Here is a 22339-nt window from a genome sequence, read left to right as displayed (position 1 = left end):
TCACTGACGGCAGGGGAAGACGATGACGACCACCGACAGGAAATTCACCGCTACCGAGGAGTCCACCAGCAAGCATCCACACGACTGGGGACGCGCCATGGCGGTGACCATCTGTCGCCTCACGGACATGGCGAGGGAGGCGGGTGACCCGGTGCACCACGAGGCGCTGATCGGCGAGGACCTGCACCTCTTCGTGGAGGAGACCGAGGAGGGCGTCGCCATCACGATGTCCTGGACCCCCCGCGAGCAGGGCGCTCGGGCACCGGCGGGCAGCGCCGGGGCGGATGAGCCGGGCGCAGCCGATGCCGGCGGCGCCGGGCACAGCGCGGCCGGCCAGAGGTTCGACCCGACCGGCGGGAGCACCGCCGGCCTCGGTCAGTAACCCCGGGGCGCCGCCGCTGTACAGCTCACCCGTCGGTAAGCATGCTTAGTGTTCGCGGAGTAGGGTGGATCAGGATCGCCCGACCAACGACGCGGAGGACAGCATGAGTGAACGCCCGGACCCCTCGAATGCAGGGAATCCCGACCCGGTGGAGAACCACATCACCGGCCTGGAGCCAGGCGGTGGCGTGCCCCCGGGGGAGACACCGCCTGCGGAGTCGAGCACAGCCTGGCAGCAGCAGGGCCACGCCGACGAGGAAAAGCCGTCCAAGGGACGCCAGGCGCTCTGGATCACCATCATCGGCATCGTGGTCCTGCTGGCGCTGCTGTACTTCGTCGGCTACATCGTCGGCATCATCGACCTGTTCTGAGTACCCATGGCAGGAGCCCCGCCCGCATCAGCGGACGGGGCTCCTGCCATGACACCGTCTAGGAGGACACGGCCTCGTCGCGCAGCCGGTAGTAGTCGATGAGCGCCGACTCCTCCTCCGCCGAGAGCTCCAGGCCACTGGCAGCATGCGGCGCGTCGGCGATCTCGTCCTTCGTCCATGCCAGGTGGAGCGCGTCACCCTCGAAGCGCGAGTTGGCGAGGGGGACATAGTGCTTGCGCGAGTTCAGCAGGCCGAGCGACACCGTGATCCAGGCGGGAATACCGGATTCCTTCTCGAGGTGGACGTCGTTCACGTCTCCGAGTTTCTTGCCCTTGCTGTCCCAGGCCGTTGCTGCCTGGAGTTTGTTGATTTCCGCCTGGGCCATCGGGGTTTCCCTTTCGTCGCACGAATCGGTTCGTCTCCCATTCCAGCCGAGATGCGGCCGAAGGACAATCGGCGATCCCCGTCAGGCCTTGTCCGCGGCCTCGCCGAGCATCGGCAGGAACCGGTCGAGCGCCCAGACCAGGCTCAGGGGATTGGCTGCGGAGACGGACAGGGTCAGCGTGTTGTCGCTGTCGGCGACGAGCGCACCGCTCTTCACGGCCGGGATCTGGCCGAGCAGCGGATCACCGGCAATGGCCTCCTTGGTGCCCTCGTCCGGCACCCAGGTGACGAAGATGTCGGAGTCGAGCTCGTTGGCGCGCTCCGCGGACCAGGGGATGAAGAACTCCTCGGAGTCCTTCGTGTTCTCGGTGACGACGTCGGCCTGGACCATGCCGAGCTCGGTCAGGAACCTGGGACGGTTGTCGTTGGCGGTGTAGATGCTGACACCCTCCGCGCTGGCCGGTTCGAGATTGCCGTAGATGAAGGTCTTGCCCTCGAGCTGCGGGTACTCGGCGGCGGCGTCGGCGATGGCCTGCTCCGTCTCCGACACCAGCTCCTCGGCGTCGTCGGACAGGCCCAGGGCCTCGCCGATGATGCGCGTGGAGTCCTGCCAGGCGGTGCCATAGGCGACCTCGGGATAGGCGACGACCGGGGCGATCTTGCTGAGGGTGTCGTAGTCCTCCTGCGACAGCCCGGAGTACGCCGCGAGGATGACGTCCGGGTTCGTGGCAGCGATGTCGTCGAACGCGATGCCGTCGGCCTCGGAGTACTGGGCGGGGGCGTTGTCCGTCCCGATGGCGGCGTCGAGTTCCTCGAGCTTCGCGTCCTTCCACGGCGTGGACTGGTTCTCGTTGCCGCCATAGGTGTCGGTGGGCATACCCACCGGCACGACGCCGAGGGCGAGGGAGACATCGGCATTCACCCAGGACACCGTTGCGACACGCTCCGGCTTCTCGGCCAGGGTGGTCTCGCCGAAGGCGTGCTCGATCGTGACCGGGAACGCCTCGGCGTCGACCGAGGCGCTGCTGTCGCCGGCGGCTGAGCCGCTCTCGGCCGGACCGGTGGAGCAGGCGGACAGGGAGAGGACGGTGACGGCGGCGACGGCGACCAGGCCGCGCAGGCGGGAGGGGGCCATGAGGCTCCTTGGCTTCTGTGGCCTCGCTGAGGCCGGGGGATCGGACAGAAGTAAGGCTAGCCTAATAAGATCGCAATTAGGAAATGCTTTCGTTGCGTAATGGCTACAGCTCGCGCGCCCTCCGTGTCTCCCGGTCGTTCGCCTTCTGCAGCGCCTCGACGAGTTGGTCCTTGGACATGCGGGAACGGCCCGGCACGTCGAGTTTCCTCGCGAGGTCGTAGAGGTGCTTCTTCGAGGCGTTGGCATCGACTCCGCCCGCCGTCGGCCGTGCCTGCGCACCGCCGCCCGCCGCCTGCTCGTCGGACGGACCCTTCTTCTCCTTGGGCTCCCAGTGGTCCCCCACTTTCTCGAAGCCGTGCTTGAGCGAGGCGAAGGCCGTCCGGCGTGCCCGCTCCCCGTCTCCGTACTGCTCCTCGGCGGCATCAAGCGTGGCGGCGAAGGTGTCCTGCGCCTTCTCGTCGGATCGTTGCAGCGTGCTCGGGAGCGTCTCGGACCTGACCTTGCCGTCCTTCGTGAAGCGGGACATCGGTACGTCCTTCCGGGTCGGCGCCACCCCGCCGGGCGACCGGGTGCATACGAGCACGCTACCCCAGAGTCCCCGCGGTTCCGAGGCGTTCAGGACCCTGTGCACCGAGCCTGGTGGGCGGTACCGCGAACGGCCCGCGCGCGCCACCCGGGCCGGCCGTCGCTGTCTTCTCGGCGGGACGGCGCCGCCGCGCGATGCGTCAGCCGCGTGCCGCCAGGAACGCCTCGAGAGCGGGCAGGTCGTCGGTGTTGATGTGGTCCACGCCGGCGTTCGCCAACTCGCTCCAGACTGCTTCGCGGGCGGCGCCGGGCACGTCCGGCGTCGCCCAGAAACGCACGCGGGCCCCCTGCTGGTGAGCAGTGGCGACATACGCCTGGAGCCTGGCCCGTTCGGCGGACGGCATCTCCCCCACACCCTGCCAGGTGAACAGCTGGTTCCAGTTGTTGCTGATCAGCGGCATCAGGCTCGGCGGGAGGGCCGAGCCGAGGTCGGACGCACGTCCGTCGTAGAAGCTGAGCCGCTGCCGATCGGCGGCCATGGTCGCGAGTGGCCGGTTCCCGCTGATGACCACGCTCACCGCGCCCTGCTTGACCTTGCCGTTGCTGACGCGGCTGAGCATGGCGCGGTGCCCGTGGAGTTCGGCCTCGATGGCGGCCCACGTCTGCTCGGCGTCGCCCTTGATGTCCACGAGGAGCTGGAACTCTCCGTCCCAGCCGGGATACACGCTTCCCGCCCTGCCCTGGACGAGGTCCTCGAGCGGATCGAGGTAGAGGCTCTCGAGGGTCAGACCGGGTGTGACGTCCTCGAGGTCGTGTGCCACCAGGAGCTCACCGTCGACGAGCCAGACATCCGCCTCCACGCTCGTGAAGCCGTGTTCGAGCGCGTCGTAGAGCGGGCGGTCGTGCTCGTAGTCGTTGTGCGCATGGGCCGCGGCATGCGGCGTGCCGAGCACGATGTCGTCGGACACCGGAGCGGCCGTCGCCGGCAGGGCGACGGAGAGGGAGGCGGTGGAGACGAGCAGGACGGCGAGAGGGCGGAGCTTCATGGCTTCGGCTTTCCTTCGGGTGCAGTGACCCCACCACGCTAGGAAGCCGAGGTGATGGGCAGACCTACGCAGGCCGACGCCGCGGTGAACAGGAAGGACCGGTCACCCCAGCGTGGCGAGGTACCTGACCAACTCCCGGGGTGCGGACTTCGGCGCCACCGCCTCGACGGCGGCGTTGTAGTTCGTATTGGTATTCACGTCGTACGTCAGGATCCGACCGTCCGCCGCCTCGATGAACTCGATACCGCAGACCTCCAGGTTGTTGCGCCGCGCGAACTCCTCGTACCGGGCGATGACCGGGTGGTCGAAGCCCTCACGCAGACTGAACAGCTGCTGATCCGGCTCGGGGGCGATGGTGGCACCGGGCGGCATGATGGGCCTGCCCGTCTCCGGGTCGATGGCGCAGGCGTCAGCGGGGCACAGCTGGAATCCGCCGCGCGCGGTATCGGCCTTGATGGCGTACACGAACGTCCCTCCGACGATCTCCGCGCGCGTGATGAACGGCTCGGCGGCCTGGATGAATTCCTGCACGAGGGTGATGCCGTCCTGCGGCTCCTCGAACTCGCTCGACGCCACGTACTCGGCGAGCTCCTCGTGCGAGTCGAACTTCCGCACACCGAGGCCCTTGCCGCCCTGGTTGTGCTTCACGATGAAGGGTGTCTCGAAGCCCCTGGCGGCTTCGACGATCCGCTCACGCCCGACGGCGGCGACGGTGCGGGGCGTGTCGATGCCTGCGGCCTTCAACGCCGTCAGCTGGTCCACCTTGCTCATCTCGAGCTCGAGGACACGGCGCCCGTTGACCGTACGGCGGCCGTGGGCTTCGAGCCAGGACAGCACCGACCGCGCGTAGTCCTTGGAGAGGCCGTGGTCGCGGGTATGGGCAGAGGCGCTGATGCGCGACCAGAAGATGCCCTCCGGTGGAGCGGCGTCGAGGTCGAGCACCCCGTCCGTCAGCAGCCATTCGACCACCTCCACGCCTTCCGCCTCGAAGGCGCGGGCGAAGGGCGGGAACCAGTCCGGGTTCTCGTGCAGGGCGTAGACCGTGGTCACGGTGGTCCTTCCGATCGGGTATGCGTTCGTCCGGATAACCGGCATTCCACGGCCCCTATTCCTTCGAGTTGTTCCTTTACCTCAAAGGCACGGCCTACGCCACGGAAATTTGATCAAACCTTTTGATTGACAATGCAGCCCGTATGACATTCGACCAGCATAATGGTGGCTATCGGCTTTTTCATGGCCGTTGGCCGTGCAGGAGATCGGGGGTTGCACCGGCAGATGCCCTTTCGCGCACCGTGCTGCGTGAACCCACCGGATGGAAAGCGACACATGAACAACCAGTCGAGGACTCAGGCTGCTGATCTCTTGGATGACGGTCTCGAACTGATCCAGAAGCTCGAGGCGACGCTTCATCAATGGTCCCTCCTGCAGCGGGCAGGAAGCGGATCCGGCCCTGCCTCCCGCGCCGATGTCGAAGCGGTCGAATGGATCCACCAGTGCCTCACTGACCTCTCCGCGACCATCGACGGCATGCAGCATCACGCTGCCCGCATCGAAGGACGGAGGAAAGCCCTCCACGGCTCCGTGTCCGAGCTCGCGGTCGCGGTGGAGCCACCGTGCGGGCTGCAGCAACCGGCATGATGCTGCACGTGGACGTTCGCCGTCCCGGTGCCCTGGCAGGGCTCCCGCCGCTGCACTCCTACTGCTGGATGAAGATGTCGTTGCCCGGCCCCAGCGGCAGGTCGAGGTAGAAGAACACCGTCAGGATGGCCACCCACGCGAGCCAGAACGGCACGACGAACGGAAGCATCCGGGCCATCAGCGTTCCGAGGCCCGCTTCCGGCTCGTACTTGCGCAGCATGGTCAGCAGCACGATCATGTACGGATTCAGCGGCGTGATGACCTGCGTCGCCGAATCGCCCACGCGGAACGCGCCCTGGATGAAGGCCGGCTCGTAACCGAGCAGCGCGAACAACGGCACGAAGACCGACGCCATCAGCGTCCACATCGACGATCCCGAGATGATGAAGAGGTTCAGCACGGAGGCCAGCAGGATGAACGCGAGCACCGCCGGGTAGCCCGTCAGCCCGATGCCCTCGAGGGCTCCGGCACCCGCGACCGCGATCCAGGAGCCGATACCGGACCAGTTGAACAGCGCGATGAACTGTCCCAGGATGAACGCGAGGACCAGGAAACCGGCCATGTCCTTGATGGCCTCGCCCATGACACGGGGCACGTCGCGCCCCGTGGTGATGGTGCCGACGATCCGCCCGTAGACGAGCCCGGGAACGGTGAAGAGCAGGAACACGATGAAGACGATCGAGCTCAGGAGCGGTGAGCGTGGCAGGAAACCGCCCGCCTCGTTGCGCCACGGCGATCCGGGCACTATCACGGAGACCAGGATCACCAGCGCGACGACGAGGCCGACGATCATCGACCACTTCAGGCCGCGCGCTTCCTGCGGCTCCAGTTCCGCCTTGAGGGCCACGGGTGCCGATGCGTGCTCGCCGTCCTCCACGAGTTCATCGACGGGCACGTTCTGCCGAGCGAGCCGGGGCTCGAGCACCCTGTCGATGATGAACCCGGCGATGAGGATCAGCACCAGCGATGACGCGATGTTGAAGTAGTAGTTCGACAGTGGCGTGACGGGGGCGCCCGCGTTGGGCAGGTTCTCCGTGACCGCCGTCGTGATACCGGCGAACAGGGCGTCGAGGCTCGTGACGAGCAGGTTGGTCGAGTAGCCCGCGCCGGCCGCCGCGAAACCTCCGAGCAGGCCTGCCACGGGATGCCGGCCGGCCGCCTTGAAGACGAGCGCCGCGAGTGGCGGGATGATGACGAAGGCGGAGTCGGACATGACGGACCCGACGACGCCCACGAAACCGACGGCATACGGCAGGGCCCACCGGGGAGCCGAACCGAAGACCTTCCGGATCAGTGCTCCGAGCAGGCCGGACTTCTCGGCCACGCCGACCGCCAGCAGGATCGGGAGCACCGTGGCCAGCGGCGGGAAGCCGAGATAGTTGGCTCCCAGGTTCTGCGTCAGCCACGTCATGCCCTCGCCCGTGAACAGACCCTTGATGACCGTCGCCTCGTCCGCGCCGGGCACCTGCACGGTCACGTTCGCGAGCGCCATCCCGGTGGTGACCACGGCCGTGATGCCGAAGAGGATCAGGAAGAGCATGAACGGATCGGGGAGCTTGTTGCCCACCCTCTCCACGCCCGTGAGGAACCGGTCCGTCAGTCCCGGTCGGGGTGCTGCAGTGGTTGACATGCGTTCTCCTTGGCGGTCGATGCTACGGATACTGCGTCGTGTGGCGGGTCGTCGCGATGCGCCGCGACGGGCGGCTCAGTCGAAGTAGGACGGGACGTCGACGACGCCGCCCTGGTCCTCGAACTCCTCGTGCACGGCTGCACGCAGGGAGCCGTCGACGAGGTAGTCGAGCGCCGTGAGGGCCAGCCCGACGGCGCCGTCGAGGGCCGCCTGCTCGGCCGCCGCGCTCCTGGCGGCCTCCGCGAACCCGCGAGTGTGCAGGGCCGTGGAGGGCTCCGCGATGCGGATCAGGGGATGGATCCCCGGGACGCGGTAGCTCACGTTCCCGAAGTCGGTGGACGCGGCGAGGGTCTCCGAGACGACACCCCGAGGAAGCGGGGAACGCCCACGCCGCTGCTGTGCCGCGACCCAGCGGCCCGTGAGCGCACTGTTGGTGCGGATGGGCAGGGACGGCGGATGCTCGTCCCAGCGCAGTTCCACGCCCGTCCCCGTCATCAGGGCGGCGCCGCGGGCCACGTCGTCGAGGCGTGCGCTGAGGTCCTTCAGGGTCGCGGGCTGCTGCGAGCGCGCGTACAGCTTCAGGACAGCCCGGCCCGGGATGATGTTGGGGCTCTCCCCGCCCTCCGTGATGGTCGCGTGGACACGGTCCGACGGCGGCAGCTGCTGCCGCAGCAGTCCGATGCCCTGATAGGCGAGGTTCGCGGCGTCGAGGGCGTTCCTACCCATGAAGGGCTGCGCGGAGGCATGGGCCTCGACGCCGGTGAAGGTGATCGTCAGCAGCCGCCGCCCGAGCCAGACCTGATCGGCGAGGTCGTAGCCGTAGGGGTGCACCATGATGGCCGCGTCGACGCCGTCGAAGGCGCCGTTGCGCGCCATGACCTCCTTGCCGGAGTGCCCCTCCTCGGCGGGCGTCCCGAGGAACAGGACACGGCCCGGCAACCGGTCCGCCACGGAGGCCAGCGCCGAAAAGGCGCCGAGGGCCGCGGCCGCGATCACGTTGTGCCCGCACGCGTGCCCGATCCCGGGCAGGGCGTCGTACTCGGCGAGGATCGCGATGGTGGGGCCGTGTCCGGGGCTGCCCGCCTCCGCCCGCACGGACGTCTCGACCCCGTGCACGCCGGTGCGCGCCGCGATGCCGCGGCGGGTGAGTTCCTGGTGCAGGAGCATCGCGCTGCGGTGCTCCTGGAACGCCGTCTCCGGGTGGGCGTGCAGGTGCTGGACCACGTGCCGCAGCCTGTCCGCGACGCCGTCCACCGCCTGCTCGACGGCGTCGGCGAGCTCGCCGGGCGCGCCGTCGAAGGGTGACCGGCCCGGCACGGCCTCCGCCAGGAGCCTTCGCGTCCGCTCGTCGATCGAGGCCAGGTAGGCCGTATCCGGTGGGGTGGGTTCACTCATTCGAGTAGCTTAGGCAACGATCAGCACGCTGGGCAGTCCCCCCTGTGAACGCCGTGTAACACTGCGACCGGACCTCGGAAACATAACCTTCCGGAAATATCCCGGCAACACCGCTCCCGAATCATGGAGGAAGCAGCCCGCCAGTCTCAACGGGCCGCACCCTGAACCACCAAGGAGCACCCATGACCGCCATCGCCACTCCCAGCACCGCCCGCATCCTCGACCTCGGTTCCCTCACCGCCGGAACCGTCGTCGAGGCCCGCCGCAAGAACGAGGTGCACTACCGCGGGTGCGTCGAGGACACCGCACCCGACCTCGGGGTGGTCTGGGTCCGTGATGACCTGGCCGGCCACCGTGCCATTCTCAGCCTTGATGAATACAGCATCTGGCACGTCGCCGCCTGACCTGCGGACCGTCTCCCCCTCCTAGACTGGAGGAATGACTGCAACCCTCGTGGCGAAGGACCTGTCCGGGGGCCACGCCCACCGCACCCTCTTCTCGAAGCTCGACCTCACCGTCGCGCCCGGAGACGTCGTGGGGGTGGTGGGTGCGAACGGCGCGGGCAAGACCACGCTCCTGCGCCTGCTCGCGGGAGCAGATACGCCGATCGCCGGCACCGTCCGGACCACGCCGCCCGACGCCTTCGTGGGGTGGCTGCCGCAGGAGCACGAGCGGCTCGAGGGCGAGACGGTCGCCGGGTACATCGGCCGTCGCACCGGGACGACGGCTGCGACGGCGGCCATGGAGGATGCGGCCGCTGCCCTGGGGAGCGGTGCGAAGGGTGCCGACGACGCCTACGCGCAGGCGCTCGACCACTGGATGTCCTCGGGGGCCGTGGACCTCGAGGACCGCGTGCCGTCCGTCTTGGCCGACGTGGCCGGAAGCATCGACCCGACCACCCCCACCGCGGCGCTCTCCGGAGGCCAGCTCGCCCGGGTGGCCCTGGCGGCCCTGCTGCTGAGCCGCTTCGACATCGTGCTCCTCGACGAACCGACCAACGACCTCGACCTCGCCGGCCTCGAGCGCCTCGAATCCTTCATCCAGAACCTGCGCGGCGGCGTCGTCCTCGTCTCCCACGACCGTGAGTTCCTCGCGCGCTGCGTGACCACCGTCGTCGAACTGGACATCGCACAGAACAGGGTGGCCGTGTACGACGGCGGGTACGACGCCTTCCTCGAGGAGCGTGCGGTGGCCCGCAGGCACGCCCGCGAGGCCTACGAGGAGTTCGCGGAGAAGAAGCAGGACCTCGTGGGACGCGCCCGCACCCAGCGCGAGTGGAGTTCGCAGGGGGTGCGCAACGCGATGAAGAAAAGCCCGGACAATGACAAGATCCGCCGCAGAGCCAGCATGGAGTCCTCCGAGAAGCAGGCGCAGAAGGTCCGCCAGATGGAATCGCGCATCGCGAGGCTGGACGAGGTCGAGGAGCCCCGCAAGGAATGGCAGCTGCAGTTCACCATCGGCTCCGCGCCACGGTCGAGCGCCGTCGTCGCGACCCTGAACAACGCCTCCGCCACGCAGGGAGGCTTCACCCTCGGTCCTGTCTCGCTCCAGGTGAACGCGGGCGAGCGCATCGGCATCACGGGCCCGAACGGCGCCGGGAAGTCCACCCTCCTGCGCCTGCTCCTGGGCCACCAGGCGCCCGACGGCGGCGCGGCCGCCCTCGGTTCCAGTGTCGCGGTCGGCGAGATCGACCAGGCCCGCGGACAGCTCGACGAGACCCTTCCCCTCGGCGCGGCGTTCGAGGCCCTCGTCCCCGAGATGTCGCAGGCCGAGGTACGGACCCTCCTCGCCAAGTTCGGCCTCAGGGCCGACCAGGTGCGCGCCGTCGTCGGCTCCCTCTCGCCCGGCGAGCGGACCCGGGCCGGCCTGGCGCTGCTCCAGGCCCGGGGCGTGAACCTGCTGGTCCTGGACGAGCCCACCAACCACCTCGACCTCCCCGCGATCGAACAGCTCGAGGACGCCCTCGAGTCCTACACGGGCGCCCTGCTGCTCGTCACGCACGACCGCAGGCTGCTGGAGAACGTCCGCCTCGACGAGCGCTGGCAGGTGGAGGACGGCAACGTCACCACCGGCTAGGAGGGCGCCGCCCGGCAGCCGACGCGACGGCGGCCCGCACCCGTTCCGTGACACCATGGAAGCGAGGCGGTCATCGTCGCCTCCCGGACGAGGGGTGCCGTACCCGGTGTGCGACAAGACGGCCCAGGGAGAGAATCATGGCCTGGCTCGTCCTCGTGCTGTCCGGAGTCCTCGAGGCCGTCTGGGCCACCGCGCTCGGCAGGTCCGAAGGCTTCAGCAGGCTGGCGCCCACCGTGGTGTTCGGGGTCGCCATCATCGCGAGCATGGCCGGACTGGCCTATGCGATGCGCACACTGCCCGTCGGAACGGCCTACGCCGTCTGGGTGGGCATCGGCGCCGCCCTGACCGTCATCTACGCGATGGCCACCGGCACGGAACCGGCGTCGCTCCTCAAGATCGTCTTCCTCGCGATGATCGTCGGCGGCGTCGTCGGCCTCAAGATCGTCCACTGACCCTCCGCGCCGAGCGGCTGGGCGGTGGCAGGGCGGGGATGCGCCCGTTCCTCTGCTTTTGCTCCTCCCGGCTTGAGGTGCGCCGTCCTACCTTGCGTGAAAACTGAGCCTGGACAGCCGGTTCGCTTGAAACGCGTCCGAGAAGATCGAGGAAGGCTCAGCTGGGGGCCACGACGAGGAGCTGAACGCGATGCAGAACGACGACACCCTGACGGCGATGGAATTCGCCGGGCTCTCCGCCTATGAGACATGGATGCACTACTGCAACATGGGCGGCTTCACCGACTACTTCGAGTTCGACGCGTACCTCCACGGCCTCTACGCGTTCGATGCCGAGGACGCCGACCTCGTCTCGCAGGCCGTCAACGAGCTCATCGACGACGTCTGCCCCGTCGAGGAGGCCGGGCTCTGCCGCGCTCCCTACTCGTGGACGTCCTCCTCGAGCCCCGGCTTCGTGGACGCCGCGGATGGGGAGGACGACGTCGAGGGGTTCCACGACGCTCCGCTCCGCGTGCCGGTGGACGACCTCGTGGCTCCCCACTCCGCGGAGACCTTCGGTTCACGCTTCCTGTCCGGCCTGGATCTCGGCGCCCTGACCGGCTGCCCGGGCATCCCCCTTCCGCCCGGAGCGACCGTCGAGCTGCTCGGTGAGGTCCTCGACAGCGGCGTCATCGGGCGGATCGTGTCCGGCGAGCGGAAGTAGCCCTACCTGCCCGGTTGGCGCTCGAGTGCCTCGTCGTGCTCGGCGTGGGCCTTCCGGATCATCGCCATGAACTCGGCCTCGTTGCGGATCAGGCGCTTGTACTTCTCCGGGAGTTTCCTGAGGTCGTCTTCCTCGGCGCACAGCCTGGCGAAGATCTTCTCGCGCTCGGCGATGTCCGTCTCGTAGTTGAGGTCCAGGTACTCGGCGGCGTGCCGCTTCGCTCCGGAGATGGCGTTCTTGGCCTTGCCCTTGGGGCTCAGGACCGAGGCCAGGACGGTCACCACCAGGACGCCGAGGATCACGCTCAGCGAGAGGCCGGTGCTGATCTCGACGACGTTCACGTGCTCGCCCTCGTTGATGAACGGCAGGTTGTTCTCGTGCAGCGCGTGGAGGATGAGCTTCACGCCGATGAAGCCGAGGATCACCGCGAGGCCGTAGGAGAGGTAGATCAGCCGGTCCAGCAGCCCGTCGATGAGGAAGAACAGCTGACGCAGGCCCATGAGCGAGAAGGCCGTGGCGGTGAACACGATGAACGTGTTCTGGGTCAGGCCGAAGATCGCGGGGATGGAATCGAGGGCGAACAGGATGTCGGTGGCACCGATGGCCACCATGACCAGCAGCATCGGCGTCAGGACACGCTTGCCGTCCTCGACGGTGAACAGCTTGTCCCCGTCGTAGTGCTCCGACGCCGGGAGGACGCGCTTGGCGAGCCGGATGATCACGCTCTCGCCGTCGTCGTCGTGCCCGCTGGGCTTGAGCAGGTTGCCGGCCGTCATGAGGAGGATCAGGCCGAAGATGTAGAACACCCAGGCGAAGCTGTTGATCAGGGCGGCGCCGAGGAAGATGAAGCCGGTGCGGGCGATCAGCGAGAACACGATGCCGAAGAGGAGCACCTTCTGCTGATCGGCACGCGGCACCCTGAAGCTCGACATGATGATGAGGAACACGAAGAGGTTGTCGACGGAGAGGGCCTTCTCCGTGACATAGCCCGCGAAGTACTCGGTGCCCATGGTGGGCCCGCCGAGGACCAGCACGCCGACGCCGAACAGCAGCGCGATGCCCACGTAGATCGAGGACCAGATCGCGGATTCGCGGAGGCTCGGAGTGTGTGCCTTCCGGACGTGGAAGAAGAAGTCGAACGCGAGCAGGCCGGCGATGCCGATCACGGTCGCGATCCAGACGTAAAGCGGTACTTCCATGCTGCAGCTCTCCTCCGGGATTCGTGCTGGCGTCGTGGCGTCCTGCTCCGGTATTCGCTTGTGCCCGTAACGGTACCGGCCCCACCTGGACTTGGGCAGTCCGTACCGTGGCCTGAGGCGGTGCCATCAGCCCGCTGAGGCGCGCCGCGGTGCTTCGCGCCGTCGGACTGCCCGCCCCCTACCGGGAGAGGCCCCCCTGTCCCTGGAGCTGGTTCCCGGCCTGCGGTGCGGTGGTGTCCGTCGGGAGCCTCGACGCGCTCGCCGACGGCAGGGTGGTGCGCAGGATCTTCACAAGGGGCCAGGGATTTTGTTGTGGTTCGCGACAAACTCCGAAGCATGCTTACGATGAGGCCTGCACGTCTATCCGAAGGAGAACGACCATGCAGCAACGCTCAATCGGCGGAACCCCGATCAGTGCCCTCGGCCTGGGCGGAATGCCCATGTCCATCGAGGGTCGCCCCGACGAGGACCGCTCCATCCGCACCATCCACGCCGCGCTCGACGCCGGCGTCACCCTGATCGACACCGCGGACGCCTACCACCGCGACGCCGACGAGGTGGGCCACAACGAGTCGCTCATCGCGAAGGCCCTCTCGAGCTACGGCTCGGACACCACGGGCATCCTCGTTGCGACCTAGGGCGGGCACCTGCGCCCCGGCGACGGCTCCTGGACCCTCAATGGCCGCCCGGACTATCTCAAGGAGGCCGCGAAGGCATCACTCAAGCGGCTCGGTGGCGAGGCGATCGACCTCTACCAGTACCACCGCCCGGACCCCGAGGTCCCCTACGAGGAGTCGGTCGGAGCCCTCAAGGACCTGCTCGACGAGGGCGTGATCCGCATGGCGGGCATCTCGAACGCCACCGTGGACCAGATCAGGCTGGCGAACGAGATCCTCGGCGGCAGGCTGGTGTCCGTGCAGAACCAGTTCTCCCCCGCCTTCAGGTCCAGCGAGGACGAACTGACGTACTGCGGCGAGAACGGCATCGCCTTCCTGCCGTGGAGCCCACTCGGCGGCATCAAGAAGGCCGGCGGGCTCGGCGAGCAGTTCACGCCCTTCCAGGAACTCGCGGACAAGCACGGGGTCAGCCCCCAGCAGGTGTGCCTGGCGTGGGAACTGGCACTCGCCCCCACCGTCATCCCGATCCCGGGTGCTTCGCGTCCGGAGAGCATCCAGGACTCGGCGCAGGCCTCGGAGCTCGAACTCACCGCTGACGAGATCGAGAGCCTCTCCTCGACGAGCTGAGCCCTCCGCACGTCCGGCGCCCGCACTCCGGCCAGGAGTGCGGGCGCCTGCCTGGAGCAGGACGCCCGCGGCCGTGCCGCCGGCGGACCGGCCCGCCCGGAGGACGGCGGCGGCGAGCGTCAGGGGGCCTCGTTGTGCCCGGGCAGCTGCATCGCGACAGCGCGGACGGGGGCCCCGTCCGCGCCGGAGAGCGCGAGGGGGAGCGCCGAGACGATGGGCCGGTCCCAGGTCACGGCAGAGAGATTGGCCAGATTCTCGATGATGACTCCGCCGGCCCCGAGCAGTGCCGTGTGGAACGGCAGCCGCCCGTCGTTGCGCAGGGTCGAATCGGGATTGAGGGTGTCGACGCCGACCATCGTGATGCCCGCCGCCAGGATCCGCTCGGCCAGCTCCGGCGCCAGCACCGGGTGCTCGAGGTAGCGCGGTCCGCCGAACCAGGCCGACCATCCCGTCTCGAACAGCACCATCGCGTGGCCCTCCAGGTCCTGCAGCTGGGGCGCCACGGACGCCCAGGTGATGACGTCGTGCTGAGCCAGTCCGGTGCACCGCACGATGCGCGCCGGACCGACGAGACGGCCGAGGTCGATGCCGTCGACGGACTGCCCTCCGGCGATCGAGTGGAGCGGCGCATCGAGGTGCGTCCCGGTATGGGACCCCGCGTGGATCGAGGCCACCTGGTAGCCGTCCTCCGCGATCGTCGCGACGGTCGTCAGGACGACCTCCGGGTCACCCGGGTAGACCTGCATCCCCGTCCGGATGGGCTGGGACAGATCAACGATCCGCATGGCTGCCGTGCTCCTCCGGAAGATCCAGGAGGTGGACATGCGGGCGCTTCGCCCGGTCGATGCGGCGTGTCGCCACCGCCCACGCGAGGTACACGACGGCAGAGAGCACGAAGGTCGGGATGGTCGCGCCGATCGGACTGGGGAGGACGTAGGTCAGGAGGAGTGACGCGCCGGCTCCGACGACCCAGACCAGGACCGCGGCCACGTTCACCCCGCCGCTGTACCAGTATTCGCCACCCCTTCCCCGCAGGATGTCCCGGCCGTAGTGACGTGAGCGCACGAGGTAGTAGTCGACGATCATGATGGCGAAGACGGGGATGAAGAGCGCGCCGATCACGGTCAGGAAGGCCGTGAACTGGTTCAGGAGCGCAAGCCACGTCGAGCCGAGGATCGAGACGACACCGAGGACGATCGCGGTCGGCAGGAACGTGACGCGCCGGGAAGGCACCATGTTGACGACGGACGCGACCATCCCGTACACCACCATGGTGTTGGTGGCCATGACGGACAGGAAGATCACGACGGCGAGCGGGGCGCCGAAGGAGGCGACGATCACGGTCGGGTCGAAGGCCACGGCCTCACCGCCGTCGAGCACCACGTAGCCGATGGCCGTGGCGCCGAGCGTCATGGCGAGCACGGTGGAGATCATGTACCCGATCCCCGAGCCGATCATCCCCGCGGACTGCGTCCGGGCGAGGCGGTTGAATTCCGCGGAGAGCACGGTCCAGGAGATCGCCGTGGCGATCACGACGTCGAGCGCCGTGACGGCCGTCCACCCCGACGCCGTGTCCTGCGGTATGGACGCGATGTCCGAAGGGCTGTAGGCGAGGAACGCGGTGACGAAGATGTAGGCCATGAAGGCGAGGATCACGAGGGCGAGCCACGGCTCCACGCGCGCGATCCCGGTATGGCCGAAGATCGCCAGGCCCACCACCAGCAGCTGGCACAGCACCGAGAACAGGACGGGACTCGAGAATCCGGTGGCCTGCTCGACGAGGAAGTTCACCGTCACGCCGGCGAGCATCGCCTGGACCCAGCTCCATCCCATCAGCGTGATGACGTTCGCGGCCACGGGCAGGAAGGAGCCCCGCAGCCCGAAGGAGCCTTTCGTCAGGGACATCGTGGCGAGTCCGGTGCGCGTGCCCATGTTGCCCACGAGCACCAGCACGGATCCGCCGATGAGGGTTCCCAGCACGATCATGCCGACGGCGAGCGGCCAGCTGATGCCCGGGACGAACAGCGTCCCGGTGAGGAGGGTGGTCACCACCAGGTTCGCGGCGAGCCAGATCATGCCCATGCGGGCAGTACCGAGCGAGCCCCGCAGGGGACCGTAGCCGTCGGAGTTGCTGTCGAGGTGGTCGGACAGGCGCCGGTAGGCGGAGCTGGAGCGGGGAGGGTTCACGGTCGTCATGGCGCACTTGCTTCCGGTCGGGCGTCGGGCGCGGGGCTGAGGTGTTCATGGACCGCCAGGAGGGTGCCGGCGCAGCGGCGGAAGACGATCGTCTCGCGCTCCTGCGTGGTCTCCCGCAACCCGGCGACCGAGGTGGTCGTGAGGACGGTGTGGGTGAAGACCGCGACGTCCCCGAGCAGCTGCACCAGCGGATCGCTGCTGGAGCAATCGGTCACGCGCCAGCCCTCCTCGATCCACGACCCCCACAGCCGCTCGTAGGCGCCCCTGGACTCGAGCCTGCGGCCCTCGGTGTGGAAGACGAAGGTCGCGTCCTCGGCGAAACAGGCGAAATACGCCTCGGTGTCCGTGGCACGGAAGGCATCGACGAGGGCGGCTGCCGCGCGCACCACGTCCTCCTTCATCAGGTGAACGTCCGTCATCAAGAGCCTTTCGTACCATCGAGCCCACGAAAGTTGCCCTTAGGTGAACATTTGTTGTTCAGCGAGTGTGTGTGACGCGAACGACATTGTCAACGGGGAAGCAATCCTCCGGCTTCTTGATGACGCTCGCCGACGAGCGGCGCATTGCTAGGGTGAGGACATGTCCTCCAACCCCGTTGCCCTGATCACCGGCGCCTCCCGCGGGATCGGCCGCGCCATCGCCGACGAGCTCGGCTCGACGCATCACCTGCTGCTCGGCGGCCGCGACCTCAGTACCCTGGCGGAACTGTCGTCGTCGTTCCCGTCCGCGGAGCCCTTCGCGGCTGAACTGCGCGACGCCGGCCAGGTGGCTGCCGCCGTCGCCGGGATCCCCCGCCTCGACGTCCTGGTCCACTCGGCGGGCGTGCTCCGGATGGGGCCGGTCGCCGACCTGTCCGACGACGCGTGGCGCGAGAGCTTCGAGGTCAACGTCTTCGCCGTCGCGTCACTGACACGGGCCCTGCTGCCGGCGCTCCGTGCCGCCCACGGCCAGGTCATTGCGATCAACAGCGGTTCGGGCTACACCTCGGGTGCCGGCTCGGCGGTCTACAGCGGCACGAAGTTCGCGCTGCGGGCCCTCACGGACGCGCTGCGGGAGGAGGAGCGGCAGCACGGCGTGCGCGTCAGTTCCATCCACCCCGGCAGGGTAGCCACCGACATGCAGGAGGAACTGCACGCGTGGGAGGGCAAGGACTACCGGCCCGAGGCCTGGATCCAGCCGGACCAGGTGGCCAGGGCCGTCCGGCTCGCCGTGGACGCGACGCGGGAGTCCGCGATCGAGACGCTCAGCATCCGCCCCTCGGGCATCGCGCTCGGGTAGCCCCTCCACCGGAGGGTGCTAGCAGGACACCACGCGCGGCTTCCCGAATTGGGTCTGCACCCCTGGGGAGTACAGCACCGACTCCGGGGGGCCCTCGACCCGCAACCCTGCCGCCCCCAGCAGTGCGTCGTCGAACTCCGTGAGCGTGGCCGGGTGGAGCTGCCACGGGGCGTGCGTGTTCGGGATGTAGAGCGTGCGGCCGGCCAGTGTGCTGTGCAGCCCGAAGCGCGCGGTGAGCTCGAGCGACAGCGTGTCCTCCACCGTGGTGTCCGCCTGCGGCCGGACCGCGAAACGGGACGTGGCCTGCCTGCGATACCGGACGACGTCGTACCCGTACTCGCGCTGCGCGCCCTCGCCCCGGCGGATCGGCGAGCACTTCGACCACACGTACGGAATGCCGCCGGCGCGCGCGGCGAGCACGACGGCGAGGCGCGAGGCGTCGAGGGTCACGAAGACGACCCCCCGGGTGCCGTCAGGACCCCGCGAGTAGAGCCGGACGTTGATCTCGGCGAACGAGCCGAAGTACGGCACGGGCAGCCCCTTCCCCAGGCCCGCCCCCACCATGCGGAAACCGATGAGACCGACCCAGGACGAGCCGTCCACCTCGTCCGGCACGACGCCGGGTGGCATGAAACCGGCCACCGCCGCAGGGTGGATGCGCCAGTGCAGGAACACCGCGTCCAGCCAGGACTGGTCCATGATGACGGGACGCGGCAGTTCGGGTGCGAGGTACCGCTCCTGGCCCTGCTGGTGGTCCGTCATCAGAAGACCTGCTCCCCGCACTCGACCGGCTCCTCGGCGAAGCGGTACCACTCGGGCAGTGCGGCCGTGAACTCGGAGCGGACCGCCGGGTCCTCCACGGCGGTCCAGTCGACGGCGGCACCCACTTCCGGTTCCATCTTGTTCCACTCGAACCAGTTGACCATCCGTAGCCCGGGGAATTCCTCCTGCACCGCCGGGTCGAAGACCTGCTGCCACCAGGCGCGCTTGATGTTGAGGCTCCGCAGGTCCCCGATACCGTCGACCACGAGGGAGGCCGTCTCCGGGATGGCCACGGGCTTGCCGCGACCTGCGCCGTACTCGGCATAGAAGTCCGGCAGCATGGAGTCGTCGCCGTTCTTGCCGTCATAGTTCCCCGTGAGCTGGTCGACGAACTTGCCGTCCTCGGGCATCTCGCTCTCGCCCCACGGGTAGGTGCCACCCCAGTGGTAGAGCGACATGCCCACCCAGTCGGCAGCGTCGTCGCCCGGGTAGTAGGGCGCATAGGGGTCGTCGAAGGATGTCAGCACACCGTCGCCGTTCGTGTCCAGAGGCGCGAACGCGGAGGCGCCGGGCAGGGCCTCGAAGGTACCTCCGGCGAAGGGATAGCCGCCTCCGTAGTTCGGGGCCCACATCATCGCCGACCCCGGCGCATCCCGGTGCACGGCGTCAGCCACCCGGCGGAAGGCGGCGATGTACCCGTCGGGCTGCTGGCCCCAGGGGTACCAGGAACCGTTCATCTCGTGGGCGAACCGCACGATGACCGGCACCCCGTTCGAGTTGAAGCCTGCGACCATTTCGGCAAGCTCGGCCGCGTGGTCCTCGGTGACCGCAGCCAGCCCGTCCACCGGTTCGAGCGTCAGCAGGAGCATCCCGCCCTCCTGCCGTAGCTGCTCCACGGCCGACGCGATCAGGCCCGGATCCTCCTCCTTGAACGGGAAATCCGCGAAGGACACCGCGACCGCCGGGCGTTCCCCGAGCTTGTCCGAGTACTCGGCGAGGGTCTCCCTGCCCCACTCGAGGTTCACCCCCATCAGGGTGCCGTCGGCAGGAGCGAGATTCCGGCCGTCGATCTCCTCGCACGCCACCGCGCGGGGATTGATGTTGCAGGCACAGAGGGACAGGAGCAAAAACGCCATGACCAGGCGTACGAGGGTTGAGACCACGTGACCAATGTACCGTCGCGCCGGCGCCGCCCGAACGTGGGCGGGCTAGAAGGCGTAGCGGATCCGGCAGTAGGGCACGCCGGTCTGTGCGAGACGAAGGAACTCATCGAGGTAACCCCGCTTCTCGTAGGCGATGTAGCGCACGTTCGCGAACCCGTTCTGGGACTGCTTGCCCTCCTGGAGGTCCGGCCGCCAGAGGATTTCCTCCGCCTGCGGGTGCCACCCGAGGTTGACCTCGTGCAACTGCTGGTTGTGCGTCAGGAAGATGACCTCCGCGGCGAGCTGCTGCTTGGCCGCCGGTGACAGCGCGGCGTCGAGCTGGCCGAACAGCTCGCGCCAGTCGTCCTGCCAGCCAGGGGTGACGATCACAGGGGAGAAGTTCACGTGCACCTCGTAGCCCGCCTCCACGAAGTCGTTGATGGCGGCGATGCGCTCGGCGACCGGAGCGGTGCGCACGTCCACAGTCCGGGCGAGCTTCTCGGGCATGAGGGAGAAGCGGATGCGGGTGCGCTCCTGCGGGTCCCACGACAGCATGTCCCGGTTCACGTACTTCGTGGCGAAGGAGAGCTTGGCGGTCGGGAGTTCCCGGTAGAGATCCACGAGGTCGCGCACATTGTCGCTGACGAGCGCGTCCACCGAGCAGTCGCTGTTCTCCCCGATGTCGTACACCCACGCGTGCTCGTCACACTGGTTGGGCTCCAGCTTGATGCCCTGACGGGCAACGTGCCGCTCGAGGTAGCCGCTGATCTGGTCGATGTTGGTGAACACGGTGATGGGATTGCTGTATCCCTTGTGGCGGGGGACGTAGCAGTAGGCGCACGCCATGGCGCAGCCGTTCGCCGTGGACGGTGCGATGAAATCCGCGGACCTGCCGTTGGGCTTCGCGGTGAGGGACTTCTTGACGCCGAGGACGAGGGCCTCCGTCTTGATCCTGACCCAGCGCCGCACGTTCGCCTCGTCTCCGCTGAGCTCGGGGATACGCCAGTGGCTTGCCACTTCGACGACGTCGGCGTCCGGCCACCGCGCGAGGATCTCCTTGCCCCGCGGGAGCTCGGCTGCGGCCGGCTCGACGTAGATGCGGCTGACCTGCAGCAAGGAACTGGCCTGGAGCATACGACCCTTTCTGGTAGCGGCTTCATGTCGACGGTACCGGCCGCCACCGACACTTCCGGGCCCCTCCGCGAGGGCCTTACGCTGGTCGCATGGCTCATCGGGACGGCGCTGAGGGCACCCGCCGGCAGGTCGAGATCGTCGACCTCGGGGTTCGCGACGCGCCCCCGCGCCCCTGGCACGGTGCAGCATCGGGCACAGCTTCCGGGGCGTCCCCCGGCGCACTCCCGGGAGCCCCTGCCGTCGGTACCGGTGCCGCTCCCCCGGCCCCGGTACCGCCGCGTGGTCGTCGGATCTACGTCGCCATCGGGGTCACGGCGCTGCTCGTCCTCGCGGCGAACCTGATGCCCCGCGGCGACGCGGCGCCACCGCTGGCGAAAGCCGCCCAGGGACAGAACCGCGCACTCAGCGTGTGCGAAGCCGTCGCTTTCGCCAACACGACGGGCGGGCTGCCGTCCGAGCCGACTGTGCTGCCGAGCCGCGCCAGCGGCTACTTCGCCTTTCTGGAGCCCACCAGTCGCTCCGCCGTGGTCTCGGGGCTGTCCTACGAGGACGGCACCATCTCGCTCTGCCGTCCCGTCGGGGAACCGGGCTCCGGCAGCCCCCAGCCCGGGCAGCGCGAGCTCCCCGTGCTCGGCAAGGGTGAGAGCTATGCGTACGAGATGCGGGCGTCGGTCCTGGTGCTGATCGGTGAACGCGCCACGGACGGAACAGTCGCCCGGTACGCAGACTGAGTACACTAATAGTTGCTACGCTAACGTTCCAGCACCGAAGGAATCATGGACACCTCGCACGACGACGACCTCCTGCTCGAGAGGCAGCTGTGCTTCGCCCTGTCGGTTGCCTCCAGGAGCGTGGTGGGCGCCTACAGGCCCGTCCTCGAGAAGCTGAACCTGACCCACCCGCAGTACCTCGTGATGCTCGCACTCTGGGAGGAGAGCCCGCGCTCGGTCCGCAGCCTCGGGCAGGCCCTTGCGATGGAGTCGGCGACCCTCTCACCGATGCTCAAGCGCCTGGAGGCCCTGGGCTTGCTCACGCGCACGCGTGTCCCCGGCAACGAGAGGGCGCTCGCCGTGACGCTCACCGCAGCCGGTCGCGACCTGCGCGCGAAGGCGCGCGAGATACCGGTGACCATGATGGAGCGGCTCGGGCTCACTCGCGAGCAGGTGGAAGGCCTCAATGAGGCCATGCACGGAATCATTCGTGCGACGGGAACCTCATGGCGGCCCGCCAGCAGCAGCCAGGACGTGGGATGACCCCCGAAGGACAGATGGACGAACGCAGGAAGAGAGTTGCTGTGAGCAAGAAGGAACCGTTGTCGGCGCGCTTCATGACCGCCACCGGAAGGTTGCGCATGTTCTTCGGGCCGGCGCAGCATGGCACCACCTCCGGCCCGATCGTCTACCGCGACGACGAGGCGCAGCGGCTGCGCCAGGAGGAACTGCAGCAGTGGACGGTGGTGCGGAACCCGGACGGGTCGACCTACCTCACCAGCAAGCGGGAGCACTAGCGGACGCTTGCTCGTTGCCGGGTGACCGGGTGCGGGCACGCCGGGTCCGGTGAACCGAGCGGTAACTTGCGGAATTCTTGCGTCAGAATCGACAGGGAAGACCGCTCACTGGTGGCAGACTGGGGTTGTCTATGCTCCTTG

The 22339-nt window shown here is 68.4% G+C and carries 25 protein-coding genes, 1 pseudogene and 1 riboswitch; of the genes and pseudogenes, 12 read left to right on the top strand and 14 right to left on the bottom strand.

Going from position 1 to position 22339, the window contains the following annotated elements:
- Positions 1 to 22: 22 nt before the first annotated feature.
- Positions 23 to 382, top strand: a complete 360-nt coding sequence (locus tag AC1MFI_RS06920; protein WP_479820376.1) for a hypothetical protein — start codon at positions 23 to 25, stop codon at positions 380 to 382.
- A 103-nt stretch (positions 383 to 485) separates the two neighbouring features.
- On the top strand, positions 486 to 752 hold the full coding sequence (locus tag AC1MFI_RS06915; protein ID WP_479820375.1) for a DUF6480 family protein: 267 nt from the start codon (positions 486 to 488) through the stop codon (positions 750 to 752).
- A 58-nt stretch (positions 753 to 810) separates the two neighbouring features.
- Here AC1MFI_RS06915 and AC1MFI_RS06910 read toward each other — a convergent pair whose 3' ends face one another.
- From AC1MFI_RS06910 to AC1MFI_RS06890, 5 genes are all read right to left on the bottom strand, one after another.
- Positions 811 to 1137 carry a PRC-barrel domain-containing protein gene (locus tag AC1MFI_RS06910; RefSeq protein ID WP_479820374.1) on the bottom strand — a complete coding sequence of 109 codons (327 nt, stop codon included), beginning with the start codon at positions 1135 to 1137 and terminating at the stop codon, positions 811 to 813.
- Between the two features lie 81 nt (positions 1138 to 1218).
- Positions 1219 to 2271 carry an iron-siderophore ABC transporter substrate-binding protein gene (locus tag AC1MFI_RS06905; RefSeq protein WP_479820373.1) on the bottom strand — a complete coding sequence of 351 codons (1053 nt, stop codon included), beginning with the start codon at positions 2269 to 2271 and terminating at the stop codon, positions 1219 to 1221.
- 103 nt (positions 2272 to 2374) lie between these two features.
- The gene (locus AC1MFI_RS06900; RefSeq protein WP_479820372.1) at positions 2375 to 2797 is read right to left on the bottom strand and encodes a ChaB family protein; all 423 of its coding nucleotides are present in this window, start codon (positions 2795 to 2797) and stop codon (positions 2375 to 2377) included.
- A 199-nt stretch (positions 2798 to 2996) separates the two neighbouring features.
- Entirely contained in the window at positions 2997 to 3842 is an 846-nt protein-coding gene (locus AC1MFI_RS06895) for a phosphatidylinositol-specific phospholipase C/glycerophosphodiester phosphodiesterase family protein (protein ID WP_479820371.1), read from the bottom strand.
- A gap of 102 nt (positions 3843 to 3944) precedes the next feature.
- Positions 3945 to 4937 carry an ATP-grasp domain-containing protein gene (locus AC1MFI_RS06890; protein WP_479820370.1) on the bottom strand — a complete coding sequence of 331 codons (993 nt, stop codon included), beginning with the start codon at positions 4935 to 4937 and terminating at the stop codon, positions 3945 to 3947.
- Positions 4938 to 5168: 231 nt separating this feature from the next.
- Here AC1MFI_RS06890 and AC1MFI_RS06885 point away from each other — a divergent pair, with 231 nt between their 5' ends.
- Complete coding sequence (locus AC1MFI_RS06885) at positions 5169 to 5480, top strand: hypothetical protein (protein ID WP_479820369.1); 312 nt, start codon at positions 5169 to 5171, stop codon at positions 5478 to 5480.
- A 58-nt stretch (positions 5481 to 5538) separates the two neighbouring features.
- Here AC1MFI_RS06885 and AC1MFI_RS06880 read toward each other — a convergent pair whose 3' ends face one another.
- Together AC1MFI_RS06880 and AC1MFI_RS06875 are read right to left on the bottom strand one after the other, a co-directional pair.
- Positions 5539 to 7110: an AbgT family transporter gene (locus tag AC1MFI_RS06880; RefSeq protein WP_479820368.1), complete on the bottom strand. Its 1572-nt coding sequence runs from the start codon at positions 7108 to 7110 to the stop codon at positions 5539 to 5541.
- A gap of 75 nt (positions 7111 to 7185) precedes the next feature.
- Positions 7186 to 8505, bottom strand: a complete 1320-nt coding sequence (locus tag AC1MFI_RS06875; RefSeq protein ID WP_479820367.1) for a M20 family metallopeptidase — start codon at positions 8503 to 8505, stop codon at positions 7186 to 7188.
- Between the two features lie 182 nt (positions 8506 to 8687).
- Between AC1MFI_RS06875 and AC1MFI_RS06870 the strand changes: the two genes are divergently transcribed.
- From AC1MFI_RS06870 to AC1MFI_RS06855, 4 genes are all read left to right on the top strand, one after another.
- Complete coding sequence (locus AC1MFI_RS06870) at positions 8688 to 8909, top strand: hypothetical protein (protein WP_479820366.1); 222 nt, start codon at positions 8688 to 8690, stop codon at positions 8907 to 8909.
- Positions 8910 to 8943: 34 nt separating this feature from the next.
- Entirely contained in the window at positions 8944 to 10581 is a 1638-nt protein-coding gene (locus tag AC1MFI_RS06865; protein WP_479820365.1) for an ABC-F family ATP-binding cassette domain-containing protein, read from the top strand.
- Between the two features lie 60 nt (positions 10582 to 10641).
- A riboswitch (guanidine-III (ykkC-III) riboswitch) is annotated at positions 10642 to 10709 on the top strand.
- Positions 10710 to 10718: 9 nt separating this feature from the next.
- Complete coding sequence (locus AC1MFI_RS06860; protein ID WP_479820364.1) at positions 10719 to 11033, top strand: DMT family transporter; 315 nt, start codon at positions 10719 to 10721, stop codon at positions 11031 to 11033.
- 190 nt (positions 11034 to 11223) lie between these two features.
- Complete coding sequence (locus tag AC1MFI_RS06855) at positions 11224 to 11736, top strand: hypothetical protein (protein WP_479820363.1); 513 nt, start codon at positions 11224 to 11226, stop codon at positions 11734 to 11736.
- A 2-nt stretch (positions 11737 to 11738) separates the two neighbouring features.
- Here AC1MFI_RS06855 and AC1MFI_RS06850 read toward each other — a convergent pair whose 3' ends face one another.
- Positions 11739 to 12935, bottom strand: coding sequence for a TerC family protein (locus AC1MFI_RS06850; protein WP_479820362.1), 1197 nt, complete (start codon positions 12933 to 12935; stop codon positions 11739 to 11741).
- Between the two features lie 380 nt (positions 12936 to 13315).
- Between AC1MFI_RS06850 and AC1MFI_RS06845 the strand changes: the two are divergent.
- A pseudogene (locus tag AC1MFI_RS06845) lies at positions 13316 to 14179 on the top strand (aldo/keto reductase).
- Positions 14180 to 14298: 119 nt separating this feature from the next.
- On the opposite strand, the gene AC1MFI_RS06840 reads toward AC1MFI_RS06845, so the two are convergent.
- The 3 genes from AC1MFI_RS06840 to AC1MFI_RS06830 are packed head-to-tail and all read right to left on the bottom strand — an operon-like array spanning position 14299 to position 16794.
- Positions 14299 to 14964, bottom strand: coding sequence for a cyclase family protein (locus AC1MFI_RS06840; RefSeq protein ID WP_479820361.1), 666 nt, complete (start codon positions 14962 to 14964; stop codon positions 14299 to 14301).
- Positions 14951 to 16375 (bottom strand): purine-cytosine permease family protein, encoded by a 1425-nt coding sequence (locus tag AC1MFI_RS06835; protein ID WP_479820360.1) that lies wholly within the window; start codon positions 16373 to 16375, stop codon positions 14951 to 14953. Before AC1MFI_RS06835 ends, AC1MFI_RS06840 begins: the two co-directional genes overlap by 14 nt.
- Positions 16372 to 16794: a YybH family protein gene (locus AC1MFI_RS06830; RefSeq protein WP_479820359.1), complete on the bottom strand. Its 423-nt coding sequence runs from the start codon at positions 16792 to 16794 to the stop codon at positions 16372 to 16374. Before AC1MFI_RS06830 ends, AC1MFI_RS06835 begins: the two co-directional genes overlap by 4 nt.
- 160 nt (positions 16795 to 16954) lie before the next feature.
- On the opposite strand from AC1MFI_RS06830, the gene AC1MFI_RS06825 reads away from it, so the two are divergent.
- Entirely contained in the window at positions 16955 to 17653 is a 699-nt protein-coding gene (locus AC1MFI_RS06825) for an SDR family oxidoreductase (RefSeq protein WP_479820358.1), read from the top strand.
- Positions 17654 to 17671: 18 nt separating this feature from the next.
- On the opposite strand, the gene AC1MFI_RS06820 is transcribed toward AC1MFI_RS06825, so the two are convergent.
- The 3 genes from AC1MFI_RS06820 to AC1MFI_RS06810 are packed head-to-tail and all read right to left on the bottom strand — an operon-like array spanning position 17672 to position 20691.
- A complete protein-coding gene (locus tag AC1MFI_RS06820; protein ID WP_479820357.1) occupies positions 17672 to 18415 on the bottom strand; it encodes a YqjF family protein in 744 nt (247 codons plus the stop codon).
- The gene (locus AC1MFI_RS06815; protein WP_479820356.1) at positions 18415 to 19578 is read right to left on the bottom strand and encodes a glycoside hydrolase family 26 protein; all 1164 of its coding nucleotides are present in this window, start codon (positions 19576 to 19578) and stop codon (positions 18415 to 18417) included. The genes AC1MFI_RS06820 and AC1MFI_RS06815 overlap by 1 nt, the downstream gene beginning before the upstream one ends.
- A gap of 45 nt (positions 19579 to 19623) precedes the next feature.
- Positions 19624 to 20691 carry a spore photoproduct lyase family protein gene (locus AC1MFI_RS06810; protein ID WP_479820355.1) on the bottom strand — a complete coding sequence of 356 codons (1068 nt, stop codon included), beginning with the start codon at positions 20689 to 20691 and terminating at the stop codon, positions 19624 to 19626.
- 89 nt (positions 20692 to 20780) lie between these two features.
- Between AC1MFI_RS06810 and AC1MFI_RS06805 the strand changes: the two genes are divergently transcribed.
- The 3 genes from AC1MFI_RS06805 to AC1MFI_RS06795 are packed head-to-tail and all read left to right on the top strand — an operon-like array spanning position 20781 to position 22198.
- Positions 20781 to 21422 carry a hypothetical protein gene (locus AC1MFI_RS06805; protein ID WP_479820354.1) on the top strand — a complete coding sequence of 214 codons (642 nt, stop codon included), beginning with the start codon at positions 20781 to 20783 and terminating at the stop codon, positions 21420 to 21422.
- Positions 21423 to 21467: 45 nt separating this feature from the next.
- On the top strand, positions 21468 to 21944 hold the full coding sequence (locus AC1MFI_RS06800; protein ID WP_479820353.1) for a MarR family winged helix-turn-helix transcriptional regulator: 477 nt from the start codon (positions 21468 to 21470) through the stop codon (positions 21942 to 21944).
- Positions 21941 to 22198, top strand: a complete 258-nt coding sequence (locus AC1MFI_RS06795) for a hypothetical protein (RefSeq protein WP_479820352.1) — start codon at positions 21941 to 21943, stop codon at positions 22196 to 22198. The genes AC1MFI_RS06800 and AC1MFI_RS06795 overlap by 4 nt, the downstream gene beginning before the upstream one ends.
- The last annotated feature ends 141 nt before the right edge of the window (positions 22199 to 22339 follow it).

The organism is Arthrobacter sp. BC5 (assembly GCF_056680255.1).
Note: the sequence above shows the minus strand (reverse complement) of the source record. Positions and strands in the feature narration are given on the sequence as shown.

Excerpts from the sequence above, each read along its gene's own strand:
- AC1MFI_RS06920 (WP_479820376.1), top strand. The coding sequence starts at position 23 with ATGACGACCACCGACAGGAAATTCACCGCTACCGAGGAGTCCACCAGC.
- AC1MFI_RS06915 (WP_479820375.1), top strand. The coding sequence starts at position 486 with ATGAGTGAACGCCCGGACCCCTCGAATGCAGGGAATCCCGACCCGGTG.
- AC1MFI_RS06910 (WP_479820374.1), bottom strand. The coding sequence starts at position 1,137 with ATGGCCCAGGCGGAAATCAACAAACTCCAGGCAGCAACGGCCTGGGAC.
- AC1MFI_RS06905 (WP_479820373.1), bottom strand. The coding sequence starts at position 2,271 with ATGGCCCCCTCCCGCCTGCGCGGCCTGGTCGCCGTCGCCGCCGTCACC.
- AC1MFI_RS06900 (WP_479820372.1), bottom strand. The coding sequence starts at position 2,797 with ATGTCCCGCTTCACGAAGGACGGCAAGGTCAGGTCCGAGACGCTCCCG.
- AC1MFI_RS06895 (WP_479820371.1), bottom strand. The coding sequence starts at position 3,842 with ATGAAGCTCCGCCCTCTCGCCGTCCTGCTCGTCTCCACCGCCTCCCTC.
- AC1MFI_RS06890 (WP_479820370.1), bottom strand. The coding sequence starts at position 4,937 with ATGCCGGTTATCCGGACGAACGCATACCCGATCGGAAGGACCACCGTG.
- AC1MFI_RS06885 (WP_479820369.1), top strand. The coding sequence starts at position 5,169 with ATGAACAACCAGTCGAGGACTCAGGCTGCTGATCTCTTGGATGACGGT.
- AC1MFI_RS06880 (WP_479820368.1), bottom strand. The coding sequence starts at position 7,110 with ATGTCAACCACTGCAGCACCCCGACCGGGACTGACGGACCGGTTCCTC.
- AC1MFI_RS06875 (WP_479820367.1), bottom strand. The coding sequence starts at position 8,505 with ATGAGTGAACCCACCCCACCGGATACGGCCTACCTGGCCTCGATCGAC.
- AC1MFI_RS06870 (WP_479820366.1), top strand. The coding sequence starts at position 8,688 with ATGACCGCCATCGCCACTCCCAGCACCGCCCGCATCCTCGACCTCGGT.
- AC1MFI_RS06865 (WP_479820365.1), top strand. The coding sequence starts at position 8,944 with ATGACTGCAACCCTCGTGGCGAAGGACCTGTCCGGGGGCCACGCCCAC.
- AC1MFI_RS06860 (WP_479820364.1), top strand. The coding sequence starts at position 10,719 with ATGGCCTGGCTCGTCCTCGTGCTGTCCGGAGTCCTCGAGGCCGTCTGG.
- AC1MFI_RS06855 (WP_479820363.1), top strand. The coding sequence starts at position 11,224 with ATGCAGAACGACGACACCCTGACGGCGATGGAATTCGCCGGGCTCTCC.
- AC1MFI_RS06850 (WP_479820362.1), bottom strand. The coding sequence starts at position 12,935 with ATGGAAGTACCGCTTTACGTCTGGATCGCGACCGTGATCGGCATCGCC.
- AC1MFI_RS06840 (WP_479820361.1), bottom strand. The coding sequence starts at position 14,964 with ATGCGGATCGTTGATCTGTCCCAGCCCATCCGGACGGGGATGCAGGTC.
- AC1MFI_RS06835 (WP_479820360.1), bottom strand. The coding sequence starts at position 16,375 with ATGACGACCGTGAACCCTCCCCGCTCCAGCTCCGCCTACCGGCGCCTG.
- AC1MFI_RS06830 (WP_479820359.1), bottom strand. The coding sequence starts at position 16,794 with ATGACGGACGTTCACCTGATGAAGGAGGACGTGGTGCGCGCGGCAGCC.
- AC1MFI_RS06825 (WP_479820358.1), top strand. The coding sequence starts at position 16,955 with ATGTCCTCCAACCCCGTTGCCCTGATCACCGGCGCCTCCCGCGGGATC.
- AC1MFI_RS06820 (WP_479820357.1), bottom strand. The coding sequence starts at position 18,415 with ATGACGGACCACCAGCAGGGCCAGGAGCGGTACCTCGCACCCGAACTG.
- AC1MFI_RS06810 (WP_479820355.1), bottom strand. The coding sequence starts at position 20,691 with ATGCTCCAGGCCAGTTCCTTGCTGCAGGTCAGCCGCATCTACGTCGAG.
- AC1MFI_RS06805 (WP_479820354.1), top strand. The coding sequence starts at position 20,781 with ATGGCTCATCGGGACGGCGCTGAGGGCACCCGCCGGCAGGTCGAGATC.
- AC1MFI_RS06800 (WP_479820353.1), top strand. The coding sequence starts at position 21,468 with ATGGACACCTCGCACGACGACGACCTCCTGCTCGAGAGGCAGCTGTGC.
- AC1MFI_RS06795 (WP_479820352.1), top strand. The coding sequence starts at position 21,941 with ATGACCCCCGAAGGACAGATGGACGAACGCAGGAAGAGAGTTGCTGTG.